Source organism: Bordetella pseudohinzii, assembly GCF_000657795.2.
GTDB lineage: Bacteria > Pseudomonadota > Gammaproteobacteria > Burkholderiales > Burkholderiaceae_B > Bordetella > Bordetella pseudohinzii.
This window is the reverse complement of record NZ_JHEP02000003.1, coordinates 298,130-312,143: the sequence shown is the minus strand read 5'-3', so window position 1 is coordinate 312,143 and position 14,014 is coordinate 298,130. Positions and strand designations below refer to the sequence as shown.

General features: G+C 67.9%; 15 protein-coding genes and 1 tRNA gene. 9 read left to right on the top strand and 7 right to left on the bottom strand.

What is annotated here, in order from left to right; genetic code table 11:
• Window positions 1-11: 11 nt before the first annotated feature.
• The 3 genes from L540_RS05830 to apaG are packed head-to-tail and all read right to left on the bottom strand — an operon-like array spanning window position 12 to window position 2,859.
• Window positions 12-1,181: a UbiH/UbiF family hydroxylase gene (locus L540_RS05830; protein ID WP_043210286.1), complete on the bottom strand. Its 1,170-nt coding sequence runs from the start codon at window positions 1,179-1,181 to the stop codon at window positions 12-14.
• Window positions 1,178-2,470 carry a murein transglycosylase A gene (gene mltA / locus L540_RS05825; RefSeq protein WP_043210289.1) on the bottom strand — a complete coding sequence of 431 codons (1,293 nt, stop codon included), beginning with the start codon at window positions 2,468-2,470 and terminating at the stop codon, window positions 1,178-1,180. The genes L540_RS05830 and mltA overlap by 4 nt, the downstream gene beginning before the upstream one ends.
• Window positions 2,471-2,484: 14 nt before the next feature.
• Window positions 2,485-2,859 (bottom strand): Co2+/Mg2+ efflux protein ApaG, encoded by a 375-nt coding sequence (apaG, locus tag L540_RS05820; protein WP_043210291.1) that lies wholly within the window; start codon window positions 2,857-2,859, stop codon window positions 2,485-2,487.
• A gap of 105 nt (window positions 2,860-2,964) precedes the next feature.
• On the opposite strand from apaG, the gene rpe reads away from it, so the two are divergent.
• The 7 genes from rpe (at window position 2,965) to adhP (ending at window position 9,802) form a co-directional block, all read left to right on the top strand.
• On the top strand, window positions 2,965-3,690 hold the full coding sequence (gene rpe, locus L540_RS05815) for a ribulose-phosphate 3-epimerase (protein WP_043210293.1): 726 nt from the start codon (window positions 2,965-2,967) through the stop codon (window positions 3,688-3,690).
• 15 nt (window positions 3,691-3,705) lie between these two features.
• The gene (locus L540_RS05810; protein ID WP_043210295.1) at window positions 3,706-4,401 is read left to right on the top strand and encodes a phosphoglycolate phosphatase; all 696 of its coding nucleotides are present in this window, start codon (window positions 3,706-3,708) and stop codon (window positions 4,399-4,401) included.
• Between the two features lie 233 nt (window positions 4,402-4,634).
• Complete coding sequence (locus L540_RS05805; RefSeq protein WP_043210296.1) at window positions 4,635-6,155, top strand: anthranilate synthase component I family protein; 1,521 nt, start codon at window positions 4,635-4,637, stop codon at window positions 6,153-6,155.
• A 68-nt stretch (window positions 6,156-6,223) separates the two neighbouring features.
• Window positions 6,224-6,787 carry an aminodeoxychorismate/anthranilate synthase component II gene (locus L540_RS05800; protein WP_043210298.1) on the top strand — a complete coding sequence of 188 codons (564 nt, stop codon included), beginning with the start codon at window positions 6,224-6,226 and terminating at the stop codon, window positions 6,785-6,787.
• Between the two features lie 16 nt (window positions 6,788-6,803).
• Entirely contained in the window at window positions 6,804-7,835 is a 1,032-nt protein-coding gene (trpD, locus tag L540_RS05795; protein WP_043210299.1) for an anthranilate phosphoribosyltransferase, read from the top strand.
• Entirely contained in the window at window positions 7,832-8,620 is a 789-nt protein-coding gene (gene trpC, locus L540_RS05790; RefSeq protein ID WP_043210301.1) for an indole-3-glycerol phosphate synthase TrpC, read from the top strand. The genes trpD and trpC overlap by 4 nt, the downstream gene beginning before the upstream one ends.
• Window positions 8,621-8,767: 147 nt before the next feature.
• Complete coding sequence (adhP, locus tag L540_RS05785) at window positions 8,768-9,802, top strand: alcohol dehydrogenase AdhP (protein ID WP_043210303.1); 1,035 nt, start codon at window positions 8,768-8,770, stop codon at window positions 9,800-9,802.
• 1 nt (window position 9,803) lies between these two features.
• Here the strand turns inward: adhP and L540_RS21885 are convergent, their stop codons facing one another.
• The gene (locus L540_RS21885) at window positions 9,804-9,956 is read right to left on the bottom strand and encodes a hypothetical protein (protein ID WP_165590410.1); all 153 of its coding nucleotides are present in this window, start codon (window positions 9,954-9,956) and stop codon (window positions 9,804-9,806) included.
• Between the two features lie 85 nt (window positions 9,957-10,041).
• Complete coding sequence (locus L540_RS05780; RefSeq protein WP_043210305.1) at window positions 10,042-10,659, bottom strand: 2-hydroxychromene-2-carboxylate isomerase; 618 nt, start codon at window positions 10,657-10,659, stop codon at window positions 10,042-10,044.
• A 233-nt stretch (window positions 10,660-10,892) separates the two neighbouring features.
• On the opposite strand from L540_RS05780, the gene L540_RS05775 reads away from it, so the two are divergent.
• The gene (locus L540_RS05775; protein ID WP_043210307.1) at window positions 10,893-11,801 is read left to right on the top strand and encodes a LysR substrate-binding domain-containing protein; all 909 of its coding nucleotides are present in this window, start codon (window positions 10,893-10,895) and stop codon (window positions 11,799-11,801) included.
• A gap of 20 nt (window positions 11,802-11,821) precedes the next feature.
• Window positions 11,822-12,781 (top strand): MBL fold metallo-hydrolase, encoded by a 960-nt coding sequence (locus tag L540_RS05770; protein ID WP_043210309.1) that lies wholly within the window; start codon window positions 11,822-11,824, stop codon window positions 12,779-12,781.
• 27 nt (window positions 12,782-12,808) lie between these two features.
• Here L540_RS05770 and selD read toward each other — a convergent pair whose 3' ends face one another.
• Window positions 12,809-13,858, bottom strand: a complete 1,050-nt coding sequence (gene selD, locus L540_RS05765) for a selenide, water dikinase SelD (protein WP_043210311.1) — start codon at window positions 13,856-13,858, stop codon at window positions 12,809-12,811.
• A 58-nt stretch (window positions 13,859-13,916) separates the two neighbouring features.
• Window positions 13,917-14,012 (bottom strand) — tRNA-Sec (locus tag L540_RS05760).
• Window positions 14,013-14,014: the final 2 nt, after the last annotated feature.

Here is a 14,014-nt window from a genome sequence, read left to right as displayed (position 1 = left end):
GGCCGCGCCCTTCAGTTGCGCGAGGCCTCTTCGATGAGCTTGCGCTTGAGAAAGGGCAGCGCATCGACCACGCGCATGCCGGCGTTGCGCAGAAAGGCCGCCGGCGCGTTGTGCGCGGCAAACAGGCGATGCAGCCCATCGGTGGCCAGCCGCATGGCCAGCACCGGTTCGGCGCGCGCGCGCTGATAGCGGCGCAGCACACGGATGTCGCCAGCCTGGCGGTAGGGCTCGCGCCCGGCCACGGCGCGGGCCAGGGCCTCGACATCGCCCAGGCCCAGGTTCAGGCCCTGGCCGGCCAGCGGATGCAGGCGGTGCGCGGCGTCGCCGGCCAGCGCGATGCCGGGCGCCACCATCTGCGCATGCTCCAGCGTGAGCGGAAAGCCATGCAGGCGGCCGCGCGCGCGCAGGCGGCCGAGACGGCCCTCGCTGGCCAGGACCAGACGCTTTTCGAGTTCGGCGGCCTGCTCGGGCGCGGGCATGTCCATGAGCCGGCGCGCCATGTCCTCGCGCATGGACCAGACCATGGAGACCTGGGCGCCGTCGCGCGTGTCGGGCAAGGGCAGCAGGGCCAGCACGCCGTCGTCGCGGAACCACTGGAAGGCCGTGCCGTGGTGAGGCTGTTCGGCATCCAGGTGCATGACCAGGCCGATGTCGGCGTATGACTTGCTTGCATGCTTCAGGCCGGCGGCCTCGCGCAGCGGCGACGACGCGCCGTCGGCGCCCACGAAGAGTTCGGCCGCCAGGCGTTGCCCGCTTTCGGTCTCGACCTCGCCGTCACGCCAGGCGACGGCGCGCTCTTCGATCCAGGGAATGCCGAACATGCGCGTGGCCTGGATGAGCACGCGCTCGATCTCGCCGGCCTCGGCGATCCAGGCCAGCTCGTTGCGGGCCGCCTGCCAGGCCTTGAGTTCGACCCGGCCGTCGGCGTCGCCGTGGATTTCCATGGCCGTGACGGGCGTCAGCCGGGAGGCGGGCATGGCATCCCAGATGCCCAGTTCCGCCAGGAAGCGCTGGCTGGCCGGCGATATGGCGTAGACGCGCGGATGATAGACGTCCGGCTCGGCGGGCGGCACGTTGGCGCGCGGCGCCAGGACGGCCACGCGCTGCTGGCGCCTGGCCAGCGCCAGCGCGGCCGACAGGCCCACGATGCCGGCGCCGCAGACAAGGATCTGGTGTTTCATCTTGCGGAGGGCTCCCCGGCCTGCTTGGGCCACAGCAGCCACATCTGGCCGCGCTGCTTCATGCGGCCGGCCTGCTGCCCGGCCTCATCGCCAAAGCCCCAGTAGTAATCGGCCCGCGCCGCGCCGCGGATGGCCGTACCCGTGTCCTGGGCGAACACCAGGCGCTGCAAGGGCCGCTCGGAGGCGGGGTAGGTAGTCGCGAGATAAACGGGCGTGCCCAGCGGCACGAAGCTGGCGTCCACCGCGATCGAGCGGCCGGGCGCCAGCGGAATGGCATAGGCGCCCTTGGGGCCTTGCTCGGGATCGGCCACGGCCTCTTCGCGGAAGAAGACCACGGCCGGGTTGGCGTTGAGCATTTCCTGCACGCGCGCCGGATTGCGCTGCGCCCAGGCGCGGATGTTCTGCATCGACGCCTGGTCGGCGCGCAGCTCGCCGCGGTCGATCAGCCAGCGCCCGATGGACACATAAGGCTGGCCATTGTGGTCGGCATAGGCCACCCGTATGGTCTTGCCCGCGTCGCGGCCTTCGGTGAGCTGCACGCGCCCCGAGCCCTGGACCTGCAGGAAGAAGTTGTCCACGGGATCGTCGACCCAGGCCACCACGGGCGGCTTGCGGTCGGAGGCTTCGATGCCGGCGCGGGTGTCATAGGGCACGACGCGGCGGCCATCGAGCTTGCCGCGCACGCGCTTGCCGGCCAGATCGGGATAGACGGCGCCCAGGTCGATGGTGAGCAGGTCGTCGGGCACGCCATACAGCGGCCATTGGTGGCGGGCGCTGCGCTCGCGCGCGCCGCGCACCAGGGGCTCGTAATAGCCCGTGACGGTGTTGACGGCCGGGCGGCCGTCGGCGCCATTGAGGCGCCAGGGCTGCAGATAGGCCTGCATGAAACGGCGCACCGCGGCGGCGTCGCCAGCGGCCGGCGCGCGCGCCGGGTCGGCGGCCGCGGCGCAGACGGGCTGCCAGGCGCGCGGCGTGGCGCGCGCCGGCGCCGCCAGATTGCCCGAGGTCGGGCGCATCAGGCCCTTGCAGTTGCGCAGCACCAGCGGCCACAGGCGCGACAGGTCATCGCTCTCCCAGCCGGGCAGTTCGCTCCAGGCCGCCCGCTGGTAGCGGCCGGCCAGGTTGCGCGCCGGCGTATCGGGCAGGGCCGACAGCGCAGGCACGGCCAGCGGCCCCTCGGCCACCGGCGGCGCGCCGCCGGGCCTGGCGCTTTCGGGCGGGATTTCCGATGTGGTGGAACAGGCTGCCAGCAGCGCCGACAGCAGGGACAGGCAAAGTAGACGTTTCATGAAGACGGGTGAGGTCAGTGCAGGGTGCGGGGCATGGCGAGCACGAACTCGGCGATCGGCACCTCGAAAGGTATGCCGTTCTCGCCGACGCAGTGATAGGAACCCCGCATCGTGCCGACCGGGGTCGGCAGCGGACAGCCGCTGGTGTATTCGAAGGTTTCGCCCGGCGCCAGCAGGGGCTGCTGCCCGACCACGCCCAGGCCGCGGACTTCCTGCACGCGCTGGTTGCCGTCGCTGATGATCCAGTGGCGGCTGATGACCTGGGCAGGGTGCGCGCCGGTATTGGTGATGCGCACCGTGTAGGCGAAAACGTACTGCTGTTGACTGGGATCGGACTGCTCCGGCACGAAACGCGGAGTCACGGATACGGTCAGATCGTAGGGTTTCACAGGCCTTTCCCGGTTTGGCACTCGACAATACGATACGGGCGGACCAGGGCGTCTACACAAACCGGTAACGCAAGCCTGGGCGCCAAACTGCAATAATTGCACATTATGCCCTTGGATACCCCGAACACCATGTCCGCCCCGGCCACCACCCGCATCGCTCCCAGCATTCTATCCGCCGACTTCGCCCGCCTGGGCGAGGAAGTCCGCAATGTCGTCGCCGCCGGCGCCGACTGGATTCATTTCGACGTGATGGACAACCACTACGTGCCCAACCTGACCATCGGGCCCATGGTTTGCGCCGCCATCCGTCCCCATGTGCAAGTGCCCATCGACGTGCATCTCATGGTCGAACCGGTCGACGAGATCGTCCCGCTGTTCGCCAAGGCCGGCGCCGACATCATCACCTTCCATCCCGAGGCCAGCCGCCATGTGGACCGCACCCTGGGCCTGATCCGCGACAGCGGCTGTAAAGCCGGCCTGGTCTTCAACCCGGCCACCCCGCTTTCCTACATGGATTATGTGATGGACAAGCTGGACGTCGTGCTACTGATGTCGGTCAACCCCGGTTTCGGCGGCCAGGCCTTCATCCCGTCCACCCTGGCCAAGCTGCGCGAGGCGCGCGCCCGCATCGACGCCTGGACCCAGGCCGGCGGCCAGCCCATCCTGCTGGAAGTCGACGGCGGCGTGAAAACCGATAACATCGCCGAAATCCGCCGCGCCGGCGCCGACACCTTTGTCGCCGGCTCGGCCATTTTCGGCAAGCCCGACTACACCGCCGTCATCAAGGCCCTGCGCGACGAGATCGCGCGCGGCGAAACCCTGGCCGCCTGAGCCGAGAGAAGCCCTATGAACCGTTACCGCGCTGCCTTGCTGGACCTGGACGGCACCCTGCTCGATTCGATCCCCGATCTCGCCATGGCGGCCAACGCCATGCGCGTCGAACTGGACATGCCGCCGCTGCGCGACGATGTCCTCGCCACCTTCGTGGGCAAGGGGGTGGACAACCTGGTGCGCCGCACGCTGGCGGCCAGCCGCGACGGCGGCGAGGTGGAAGACTCGCTCTTCGCCAAGGGGCGCGAGTCTTTCTACCGCCACTACCACCTGGTCAACGGCGACCGCGCCCGCGTCTTCGATGGCGTGATCGAAGGGCTCAAGCTCATGCGCGACATGGACATGAAGCTGGCCGTGGTGACCAACAAGCCGACCGAGTTCACCCTGCCGCTGCTGCAGCGCACCGGCCTGGCGGGTTTTTTCGACGTGGTGGTCTGCGGCGATACCTGCGCGCGGCGCAAGCCCGATCCGGATCAGGTGCTGCATGCCTGCGAACAGCTGGGCGTGACCCCGCGCGAATCGGTGACCATCGGCGATTCGGTCAACGATGCCCAGGCCGGCCGCAGCGCCGGCACGGCGGTGCTGGCCGTGCCTTATGGGTACAACGAGGGCATGGACGTGCGTTCGCTCGATGTCGATGGTATAGTTGATTCGCTCGTCGAGGCAGCAGCCTGGATCGCGCGCCATGCCGAAAGCGGCCGGCCGCTCTGAGACCACTGCCCCGGCACCATTTATTTAGCCCTCGCCATACCCAATGAAGACTCGCCCCCTGACCCAAATGCGCAACGCCTCGTGGCGTTGGTGGCGTTTGTCTTCCGGGTGGCGATGATCTCTCCCCGGCCCTAGACGCGCGCGCCGCGATAGTGCCCAAAGCCAAGCCCGGAACCGCCAAGGACCGGGCTTTTTTGTTGCGTGCCTGGTCCCCACCCCCTACGAGACCCGACATGACCGAACTTGAATTCAAAGCCCTCGCCGCCCAAGGCTATAACCGCATCCCGCTGGTCGCCGAAACCTATGCCGACCTCGACACGCCGCTGGCCATCTACCTGAAGCTGGCCCACGCCGGCCCGCAGAACGGCCGCATGAGCTGCCTGATGGAATCGGTCGTCGGCGGCGAGCGTTTCGGGCGCTACTCCTTCATCGGCCTGCCGGCGCACACCGTCATCCGCGCCAGCGGCCGCAAGACCGAGGTGCTGCGCGACGGCGAGGTCATCGAAACGCACGAGGGCGATCCGCTGGCCTTCATCGAGCAGTACCAGGCGCGCTTCAAGGTGGCGCTGCGCCCGGGCATGCCGCGCTTTTGCGGCGGCCTGGCCGGCTACTTCGGCTATGACACCGTGCGCCATATCGAGCCGCGCCTCGGCCCCGCGGTCAAGCCCTTCCCGGAAGGAATGGACGGGGGCACGCCGGACATCATGCTGCTGCATGTCGATGAGCTGGTCATCGTCGACAACCTGGCCGGCCGCACCTATCTCATGGTCTATGCCGACCCGAGCCAGCCGGAAGCCTACAACCGCGCCCAGGAACGCCTGCTGGAGCTGCGCGCCCGCCTGCGCAAGCCGGTGGACATCCCGTACAGCCACGCCAGCATGCAGACCGAAGAGCGCCGCGACTTCGCCAAGGAGGACTACCTGGCCGCGGTGCGGCGCGCCAAGGAATACATCGCCGCGGGCGACCTGATGCAGGTGCAGGTCGGCCAGGTGATCGCCAAGCCCTTCCGCGACGCACCGCTGTCGCTGTACCGCTCGCTGCGCTCGCTGAACCCCTCGCCCTATATGTATTTCTGGAATTTCGGCGACTTCCAGGTCGTGGGCGCGTCGCCGGAGATCCTGGTGCGCCAGGAGCAGGTCCAGGAAGACGGCCGGCTCAAGTCGCAGATCACCATCCGCCCGCTGGCCGGCACCCGCAAGCGCGGCGCCACGCCCGAGGAAGACCTGGCCCTGGCCGCCGAGCTGCGCGCCGACCCCAAGGAAATCGCCGAGCACGTCATGCTGATCGACCTGGCGCGCAACGACGTGGGCCGCGTGGCCGAGATCGGCTCGGTCAAGGTGAGCGACACCATGGCCATCGAGCGCTACTCGCACGTGATGCACCTGGTGTCCAACGTGACCGGCAACCTCAACCCCGGCATGAGCAGCATGGACGTGCTGCGCGCGGCCTTCCCGGCCGGCACGCTGACCGGCGCGCCCAAGGTGCGGGCGATGGAAATCATCGACGAACTGGAGCCCGTGCGCCGCGGCATCTACGGCGGCGCGGCCGGCTACCTGAGCTATGGCGGCGAAATGGACGTGGCCATCGCCATCCGCACCGGCGTCATCAAGAACGGCACGCTGTTCGTGCAGGCCGCCGCCGGCGTGGTGGCCGACTCCGTGCCCGAGCTGGAATGGGCCGAGACCGAAGCCAAGGCGCGTGCCGTGCTGCGCGCCGCCGAACAGGTGCAGCACGGCCTGGACGATCCCATCTGAACCGACGATCCCAGAGCTCGTATGTATACCGGGCCTTACGCCCTTCAATTTCCTGAGGTTGCCCAGCCATGCTGCTGATGATCGACAACTACGATTCCTTTACCTACAACCTGGTGCAGTACTTCGGCGAACTCGGCGAAGACGTGCGCGTGGCGCGCAATGACCAGATCACCCTGGAAGAGATCGCCGCGATGGCGCCGGACCGCATCTGCGTCTCGCCCGGCCCCTGCTCGCCGGCCGAGGCCGGCATCTCGGTGCCGCTGATCCGCGAATTCGCCGGCAAACTGCCCATCCTGGGCGTCTGCCTGGGCCACCAGGCCATCGGCGCGGCCTATGGCGGCGACATTGTCCGCGCCCAGACCATCATGCACGGCAAGACCGTGCAGGTCAGCCATACCGGCACCGATATTTTCAAGGGCCTGCCTTCGCCCTATACCGTCATCCGCTATAACTCGCTGACCATCTCCCCGGACACGCTGCCGGACGTGCTGGAGGTGACCGCCACCGCCCCCGACGGCGACATCATGGGGGTGCGTCATAAAACCCTGCCGCTATACGGCGTACAGTTCCATCCGGAGTCCGTGCTCAGCGAGCACGGGCACGACATGCTGCGCAACTTCCTGAATATCTAGAACAAGGGGACCCACCATGACGATTTCTCCCTCCGAGGCCTTGACCCGCTGCATCGAGCACCGCGAGATCTTCCACGATGAGATGCTGCACCTGATGCGCATGCTGATGCGCGGCGAGATGTCGCCGCAGATCGCCAGCGCGCTGTTGATGGGCCTGCGCGTCAAGAAGGAAACCGTGGGCGAGATCACGGCCGCGGCCCAGGTCATGCGCGAGTTCGCCACGCCGGTGGTCACGCCCAATCCGCAAGACCTGCTGGATATGTGCGGCACCGGCGGCGACGGCAGCCAGACCTTCAATATCTCGACCACGGCCATGTTCGTGGCCGCGGCGGCGGGCGTGCCCATCGCCAAGCACGGCAACCGCAGCGCTTCCTCCTCCTCGGGCAGCGCCGACGTGCTGGAGGCCCTGGGCGCCAATCTGCAGCTCTCGCCCGAAGCGGTCGCCGAATGTATCCAGGCCACCGGCATCGGCTTTATGTTCGCCCCGGCGCATCACGGCGCCATGAAGAACGTCGCCGCCGTGCGCAAGGAGCTCGCCGTGCGCACCATCTTCAATATCCTGGGGCCGCTCACCAACCCGGCCGGCGCGGCCAACCAGCTGATGGGCGTATTCCACCCCGACCTGGTGGGCATCCAGGTGCGGGTGCTGGAACGCCTGGGCTCGCGCCATGTGCTGGTGGTGCACGGCAAGGACGGCATGGACGAAGCCTCCCTGGGCGCGGCCACCCTGGTCGGCGAACTCAAGGACGGGGTCGTACGCGAATACGAGATTCATCCGGAAGACTACGGGCTATCCATGATGTCCAATCGCAGTATCAAGGTGTCCAATCGCGAACAGTCGCGTGAACTTGTCATCGAAGCATTGGATAATGTCGAAGGGGCGGCGCGTGATATCGTCGCACTGAATGCCGGCCTGGCCATCTACGCCGGCAACAAGGCCGACAGCATCGAGTCAGCATTGACGCTGGCATTTGAGACGATCGCCAACGGGGCGGCACGCGCCAAGTTGGAAGAATTCTGCGCATACACCCGGAAATTTTCAAAATGAACGACATTCTCGCGAAGATCCTCGCCGTCAAGGTCGAGGAAGTCGCTACCGCTCGCCAGTTGCGCAGCGAGGCCGAGTTGCTGCGCGAGGCGCAGGCCCGCCAGGACGTGCGCGGCTTTGCCCAGGCCATCGAGGACAAGATCGCGCAAGGCAAGGCCGGCGTGATCGCCGAAATCAAGAAAGCCTCGCCCTCCAAGGGCGTGCTGCGCGAAAACTTCGATCCAGCCGAGATCGCGGCCTCCTATGCCGTGCACGGCGCGGCCTGCCTGTCGGTGCTGACCGATGTGCATTTCTTCCAGGGGTCGCACGACAACCTGCGCCGCGCGCGCGCGGCCTGCCCGCTGCCCGTGCTGCGCAAGGATTTCATCATCGACCCCTACCAGATCATCTCGGCGCGGGCGATGGGCGCGGACTGCGTGCTGCTCATCGTGGCCGCGCTCACGCCTTCCCAGCTGCGCGACTACGAAGCCCTGGCGCTGGACCTGGGCATGGACGTCCTGGTCGAAGTCCATGACGAGCAGGAGCTGGATGTGGCGCTGTCGATGAAGACCCCGCTTCTGGGCATCAACAACCGCAACCTGCGCACCTTCGAGACCAAGCTGGAAAACACCCTGAACCTGCTGCCGCGCATCCCGGCCGGCAAGCGCGTGGTCACCGAGAGCGGCATCCTCACGCCCGAGGACGTCCAGCTCATGCGCAAGAACGGCGTGCACGCCTTCCTCGTCGGCGAAGCCTTCATGCGCGCCGAAGAGCCCGGCGTCGAACTGGCCCGCCTGGTCGCCTGACCCTGCCGATCCGGCGCCCGGCGCCTTGCGTCTTGACGATACGCAAGGCGCCGCCGGCCATGCTGCGATACAGTGAGAAGGTATCCCGCGTGTCCGGGAGCTGATCCTCCCCCTTTTCCTTGCGCGGGCGCACACTGGAGAACGGCAATGGCAAAAACCATGAAGGCCGCGGTGGTCCGCGAGTTCGGCAAACCCCTCGTGATCGAGGACGCTCCCATTCCCATGCCCGGCCCCGGGCAGATTCAGGTCGCCATCCAGGCCTCGGGCGTCTGCCACACTGACCTGCACGCCGCCGAAGGCGATTGGCCGGTCAAACCCAATCCGCCGTTCATCCCGGGCCACGAAGGCGTGGGCTTCGTCTCCGCCGTGGGCGCGGGCGTGAAATTCGTCAAGGAAGGCGACCGCGTGGGCGTGCCCTGGCTCTATACGGCCTGTGGCCATTGCCGCCACTGCCTGGGCGGCTGGGAAACCCTGTGCGAGGCGCAGCAGAACACCGGCTACTCGGTCAATGGCGGCTTCGCGGAATATGTGGTGGCTGACCCCAATTATGTCGGCCATTTGCCGGCCAATATCGGCTTTGCCGAGATCGCCCCGGTGCTGTGCGCCGGTGTGACGGTCTACAAGGGCCTGAAGGTGACGGACACCAAGCCGGGCGATTGGGTGGCCATCTCCGGCATCGGCGGCCTGGGCCATATGGCGGTGCAATATGCGCGGGCCATGGGCCTGCACGTGGTCGCCGTCGATGTCGATGACGACAAGCTGGCGCTGGCGCGCCGCCTGGGCGCCGAAATCGTGGTCAACGCCAAGACCAGCGCCGATCCGGCCGCCGAGGTCAAGAAATTGACCTCGGGCGGCGTGCAAGGGGTGCTGGTGACGGCCGTCTCGCCCAAGGCTTTCGAGCAGGCCATGGGCATGACCGCCCGCGGCGGCACGATTTCGCTCAACGGCCTGCCGCCGGGCGACTTCCCGCTGCCCATCTTCAGCACCGTGCTCAATGGCCTGACCGTGCGCGGCTCCATCGTCGGCACGCGGCTGGATCTTCAGGAATCGCTGGATTTCGCCGCCGACGGCCGCGTGGCCGCGACCATCAGCACCGCGCGCCTGGACGACATCAACCAAGTGTTCGACAAGATGCACAAGGGCCAGATCGAAGGCCGCATCGTGCTGGACATGACCGCCTGATCTAGTCTTTCTTGCCGTCGCCGCCCGCCGGCGCGGCGGGCATCTCCTGGCGGCGGCGCCAGTGAAAAGCCACCCGGCGGATGCGGGCGCTGCGGAATTGGGTCATGGAACGGCTGCCCGGCATGGGCAGCCCGCGATGGGCAGTGTTTTTCATCGTCCGCCTGAAACTTCGATAAAGGAGGCGGCGCAATCGTCCGCCTCCGGGGAGGAGCCGCCCCAGATCGGCCGCGGCGGCCGGCTCATGCCGCGCTCCGGTCGCGCGCCCATTGCAGGGCGTCTTCGAGCCTGTCATTGCCCCAGAACATCTCGCCGTCGGCCAGGAAGGTCGGCGCGCCGAAGATGCCATGCTGGCGGGCGCGGTCGACCTGCCGGCGCAAGGCCTCCTTGCTGTTCTCGGTCTTGGCGCGCGCGATCCAGTCCGTGGCGTCCAGGGACAGATCTTGCAGGATTTCGCGCATCACATCCTCGTCCTGGATGTCGCGGTCTTCGGCGAAGTTGGCGCGAAAGACCGCGCGGCAGAAATCCGCCCCCCAGGGCTGGTGCTGGCCCAGCAAGGCCAGGCGCGCGGGCAGCACGCCCATGCGCGGGAAAATCATGGGGCGGTTGTAGGGCACGCCATATTTGTCGGCCAGGCGCGCGATGTCGCGCATCATGTAGGCGCCCTTGCCGGGAAAGAGCCGGAAGGGGCTGTCATTCCAGCCCTGGGCCTGGAAGATGGGCCCCAGCAAAAAGGGCTGCAACACCAGCCTGACCTCGGCCGCGCGGGCCAGCGCATCGACGCGGGCCATGGCCAGATAGCTGTAGGGGCTGGCGAAATCAAACCACATCTCAACGCTGGGCGCGGCGGGAAGGGTCATCAGGAAGCACTCCGGCAATAGGGGCGGGCGCGGCCCGCGGATGGCGACATCGCGGGCAGGCCGCGAGCCGTTCCAGCCCAAAGCATAGAACAGCGCTCCGGGCGCCGGAAGCGCCTGGCATTCCCAAACCACCCTGCCAGGCCGCGCCCGCTTATTCGTTCAGCTGCTATTGGACGGCCGGAAGGTAATATTGCTCAAGCGACTTTCACGGCGTCATGACATGAGTTTTACGAATGCCATTCCCTCTCGCTAAATTACCGCCCCTGGATCTGGTGCGGGGCTTTGTGGCGGTGGCGCGCCGCATGAGCATCACCCTGGCCGCCCAGGACCTGCACGTGACCCAGTCGGCCGTGAGCCGGCAGATCCGCAGCCTCGAAGCCCATCTGGGAGTCGCCCTGCTGCGGCGCGGCTTTCGCAGTATCTCGCTCACGCCCGAAGGGGCCCAGCTGTTCCGCCTGGCCGACCCCTGGCTGACCGAACTGGGCGAACTCAGCGCGCAGTGGCGCACGCCCGGCCGGCGCCTGCCCGTGACCGTCACCACCACCATAGGCGTGGCCTCGCTCTGGCTCCTGCCCCGCCTGGGCGCCTTCCAGGCCGCCCACCCCGATATCGATGTGCGGGTGGCCGCCGACAACCGCATCATGGACCTGGACCGCGAGGGCGTGGACATCGCCATCCGCTACTGCACGGCCGAACAGGTGAGCGAAGACGCCCAGTGGCTTTTCGGCGAGACCGTGCTGCCGGTGGCCCATCCCTCGCTGGCCATGGCGCGCCTGGACGGCGACAGCCTGCCAGAACAGGTCCTGCTGGAATTCGACGACCCCACGCGCCCCTGGCTGCAATGGCATGGCTGGCTGGAAGCGCGCGGCCTGGGCCGCGCAAGGCCCAGGAGCATGCTGCGCTTCAACCAATATGACCAGGTCGTCCATGCGGCGCTGGCCGGCCATGGCGTGGCCCTGGGCCGCCATGCCCTGATCGCGCCCATGCTGGCCGATGGGCGGCTGCGCGCCGTGGGCGGCGAGGCAGCCGGCAGCACGCCGCTATCGTATTGGCTGGTGCGCAATCCGCGCCGGCCCTCGGCCGAGGCCGACATCGTGGCCGAATGGCTGCGAACTCAGGCATTATCCGAAGCTGACCGATAACCCCTGCACGGAGCCCTGCCATGTCTTTTGCCCGCATCGCGGCCGCCCTGGGACTGACCTTAGCCCTCCTGGGCGGCGCCCAGGCCGCCCCTGTCCAGACCGCGCAAGCGCCCGGCTTTCAGCGCATGACATTGGGCGACTTCGTCGTCACCGCCCTCTATGACGGCTATGTCGATCTCGACCCCAAGGTCTTGACCGGCGCCTCGCCCCAGGATGTCCAGCGCCTGCTGGCCGATATGTTCGCGCAACGCGCCAGCGGCATGCAGACCGCCGTCAACGGCTATCTGGTGCACACCGGCGCCCAGCTGCTGCTGGTCGACACCGGCACGGGCCATTGTTTCGGCCCCACGCTCGGCCAGATGGAGAACAATCTGCGGGCCGCCGGCTACGCGCCGGCGGACGTGGACGCGGTGCTGCTGACCCATCTGCATCCCGATCATGCCTGTGGATTGATCACGCCCGACGGCCAGGCGCGCTTTCCGCGCGCCAAGGTCTATGCCGCGCGCGAAGAAACCGCCTACTGGCTGAACAAGACCCTCGCCTCGGCCGCGCCCGAAGCCGCCCGGCCCATGTTCGCCATGGCCGCCCAGGCCGTGGCGCCGTACCAGGAGAGCGGCCGTTTCATCGCCTATGACGGCGACCCGGGCATCATGCCGGGCCTGGACATCGTCGAGAGCCCGGGACACACGCCCGGCCATCGCTCCTACCGCCTGAGCTCGGGCGGCCAGACCCTGCTGATCTGGGGCGACATCGTGCACAACCACGCGGTGCAGCTGCGCCGGCCCGAGATCGCCGTCGAGTTCGACGTGGAAAGCAGCCAGGCCATCGCCACGCGGCGCCAGATCCTGGCCGACGCGGCGCGCGAACGCCTGTGGATAGGCGGCGCGCACCTGCCGTTTCCGGGGCTGGGCCATGTGCGGCCGGACGGCGCGGGCTATGTCTGGGTGCCGCTGGAGTACGCGCCCCTGCGCAACAAATAACGCAGTCCGAAGGGCGCGGCGGCCCGCCTAGCCGACCTGCACCACCGGATCGCCGACGGCCATCTCGCCGATGACGGCGGCGTCGGCAAAGCCGCCGGCGGCGAAGATATCCATCACCTGGGCGGCCGCCTCGGGCGCGCAGGCCACCAGCAGACCGCCCGAGGTCTGCGGATCGGTCAGCAGGGCGCGCTCGGCGTCGCCGACCTTGGGCCCCAGGCGTATGGCGTCGCCATAAGAGGCCCAGTTGCGGCCGGAAGCGCCCGTGACCACGCCCTCGGCGGCCAGGGCGCGCACTCCCGGAATCCAGGGCAGGTCGCTCAGGCGCAGCTTGGCGGTCAGGCCGGCGCCGCGCGCCATCTCCAGCGCATGGCCCAGCAGGCCGAAGCCGGTGACATCGGTGATGGCGTGCACGCCGGGCAGGGCGCCCAGGTCGGCCCCGGGGCGGTTGAGCTTGGTGGTGGCCGCCAGCATGGCGGCATAGCCGGCCTCGTCCAGACGGTTTTTCTTCAGCGCCGCCGACAGGATGCCCACGCCCAGCGGCTTGCCCAGGATGAGCACATCGCCGGCGCGCGCATCCGCATTGCGCTTGATGAAATCGGGGTGGACCAGGCCCATGGCCGCCAGGCCATAAATGGGTTCGACCGAGTCGATGCTGTGGCCGCCGGCGATCATGATGCCGGCGTCGTGGCAGACGGACTCGCCGCCGCGCAGGATCTCGGCGATCACATCGTGCGGCAGCACATTGATGGGCATGCCCACGATGGCCAGCGCCATGATGGGCTTGCCGCCCATGGCGTAGATATCGGACAGCGCATTGGTCGCGGCGATGCGCCCGAAGTCGAAGGGATTGTCGACAATGGGCATGAAGAAATCGGTGGTGGCGATCAGGGCCTGCTGATCGTTGAGGCGATAGACCGCCGCGTCATCGGCGGTTTCGGTGCCCACGAGCAGGTTGGGGTCGCTGCGCTGCGGCACGAAGCGCGCCAGCAATTCCGACAATACGCCAGGAGCGATCTTGCAGCCGCAGCCTCCGCCATGGGAAAGCGAGGTCAGTCGCGGAATGGTGTCGGTGGGCATGCGCTATCTCCATCGGGTCAGGGGCGCTCAAAGCATAGCACCCGGCCGGCCGGGGAGATGGCGGAAGGCAGCAGGAGTCGAACCTACCTGGGAACGTCTGACGTCCCCAACTGGGTTTGAAGCCCAGCCGTGCCACCGGGCACGCATGCCTTCCGT

What these genes read in the sequence shown, in the direction of transcription:
- trpC (WP_043210301.1), top strand. Translation starts at nt 7,832, where the DNA reads ATGAACGACATTCTCGCGAAGATCCTCGCCGTCAAGGTCGAGGAAGTC.
- L540_RS05800 (WP_043210298.1), top strand. Translation starts at nt 6,224, where the DNA reads ATGCTGCTGATGATCGACAACTACGATTCCTTTACCTACAACCTGGTG.
- L540_RS05770 (WP_043210309.1), top strand. Translation starts at nt 11,822, where the DNA reads ATGTCTTTTGCCCGCATCGCGGCCGCCCTGGGACTGACCTTAGCCCTC.
- L540_RS21885 (WP_165590410.1), bottom strand. Translation starts at nt 9,956, where the DNA reads ATGAAAAACACTGCCCATCGCGGGCTGCCCATGCCGGGCAGCCGTTCC.
- selD (WP_043210311.1), bottom strand. Translation starts at nt 13,858, where the DNA reads ATGCCCACCGACACCATTCCGCGACTGACCTCGCTTTCCCATGGCGGA.
- trpD (WP_043210299.1), top strand. Translation starts at nt 6,804, where the DNA reads ATGACGATTTCTCCCTCCGAGGCCTTGACCCGCTGCATCGAGCACCGC.
- adhP (WP_043210303.1), top strand. Translation starts at nt 8,768, where the DNA reads ATGGCAAAAACCATGAAGGCCGCGGTGGTCCGCGAGTTCGGCAAACCC.
- L540_RS05810 (WP_043210295.1), top strand. Translation starts at nt 3,706, where the DNA reads ATGAACCGTTACCGCGCTGCCTTGCTGGACCTGGACGGCACCCTGCTC.
- L540_RS05780 (WP_043210305.1), bottom strand. Translation starts at nt 10,659, where the DNA reads ATGACCCTTCCCGCCGCGCCCAGCGTTGAGATGTGGTTTGATTTCGCC.
- rpe (WP_043210293.1), top strand. Translation starts at nt 2,965, where the DNA reads ATGCCCTTGGATACCCCGAACACCATGTCCGCCCCGGCCACCACCCGC.
- mltA (WP_043210289.1), bottom strand. Translation starts at nt 2,470, where the DNA reads ATGAAACGTCTACTTTGCCTGTCCCTGCTGTCGGCGCTGCTGGCAGCC.
- L540_RS05775 (WP_043210307.1), top strand. Translation starts at nt 10,893, where the DNA reads ATGCCATTCCCTCTCGCTAAATTACCGCCCCTGGATCTGGTGCGGGGC.
- L540_RS05830 (WP_043210286.1), bottom strand. Translation starts at nt 1,181, where the DNA reads ATGAAACACCAGATCCTTGTCTGCGGCGCCGGCATCGTGGGCCTGTCG.
- L540_RS05805 (WP_043210296.1), top strand. Translation starts at nt 4,635, where the DNA reads ATGACCGAACTTGAATTCAAAGCCCTCGCCGCCCAAGGCTATAACCGC.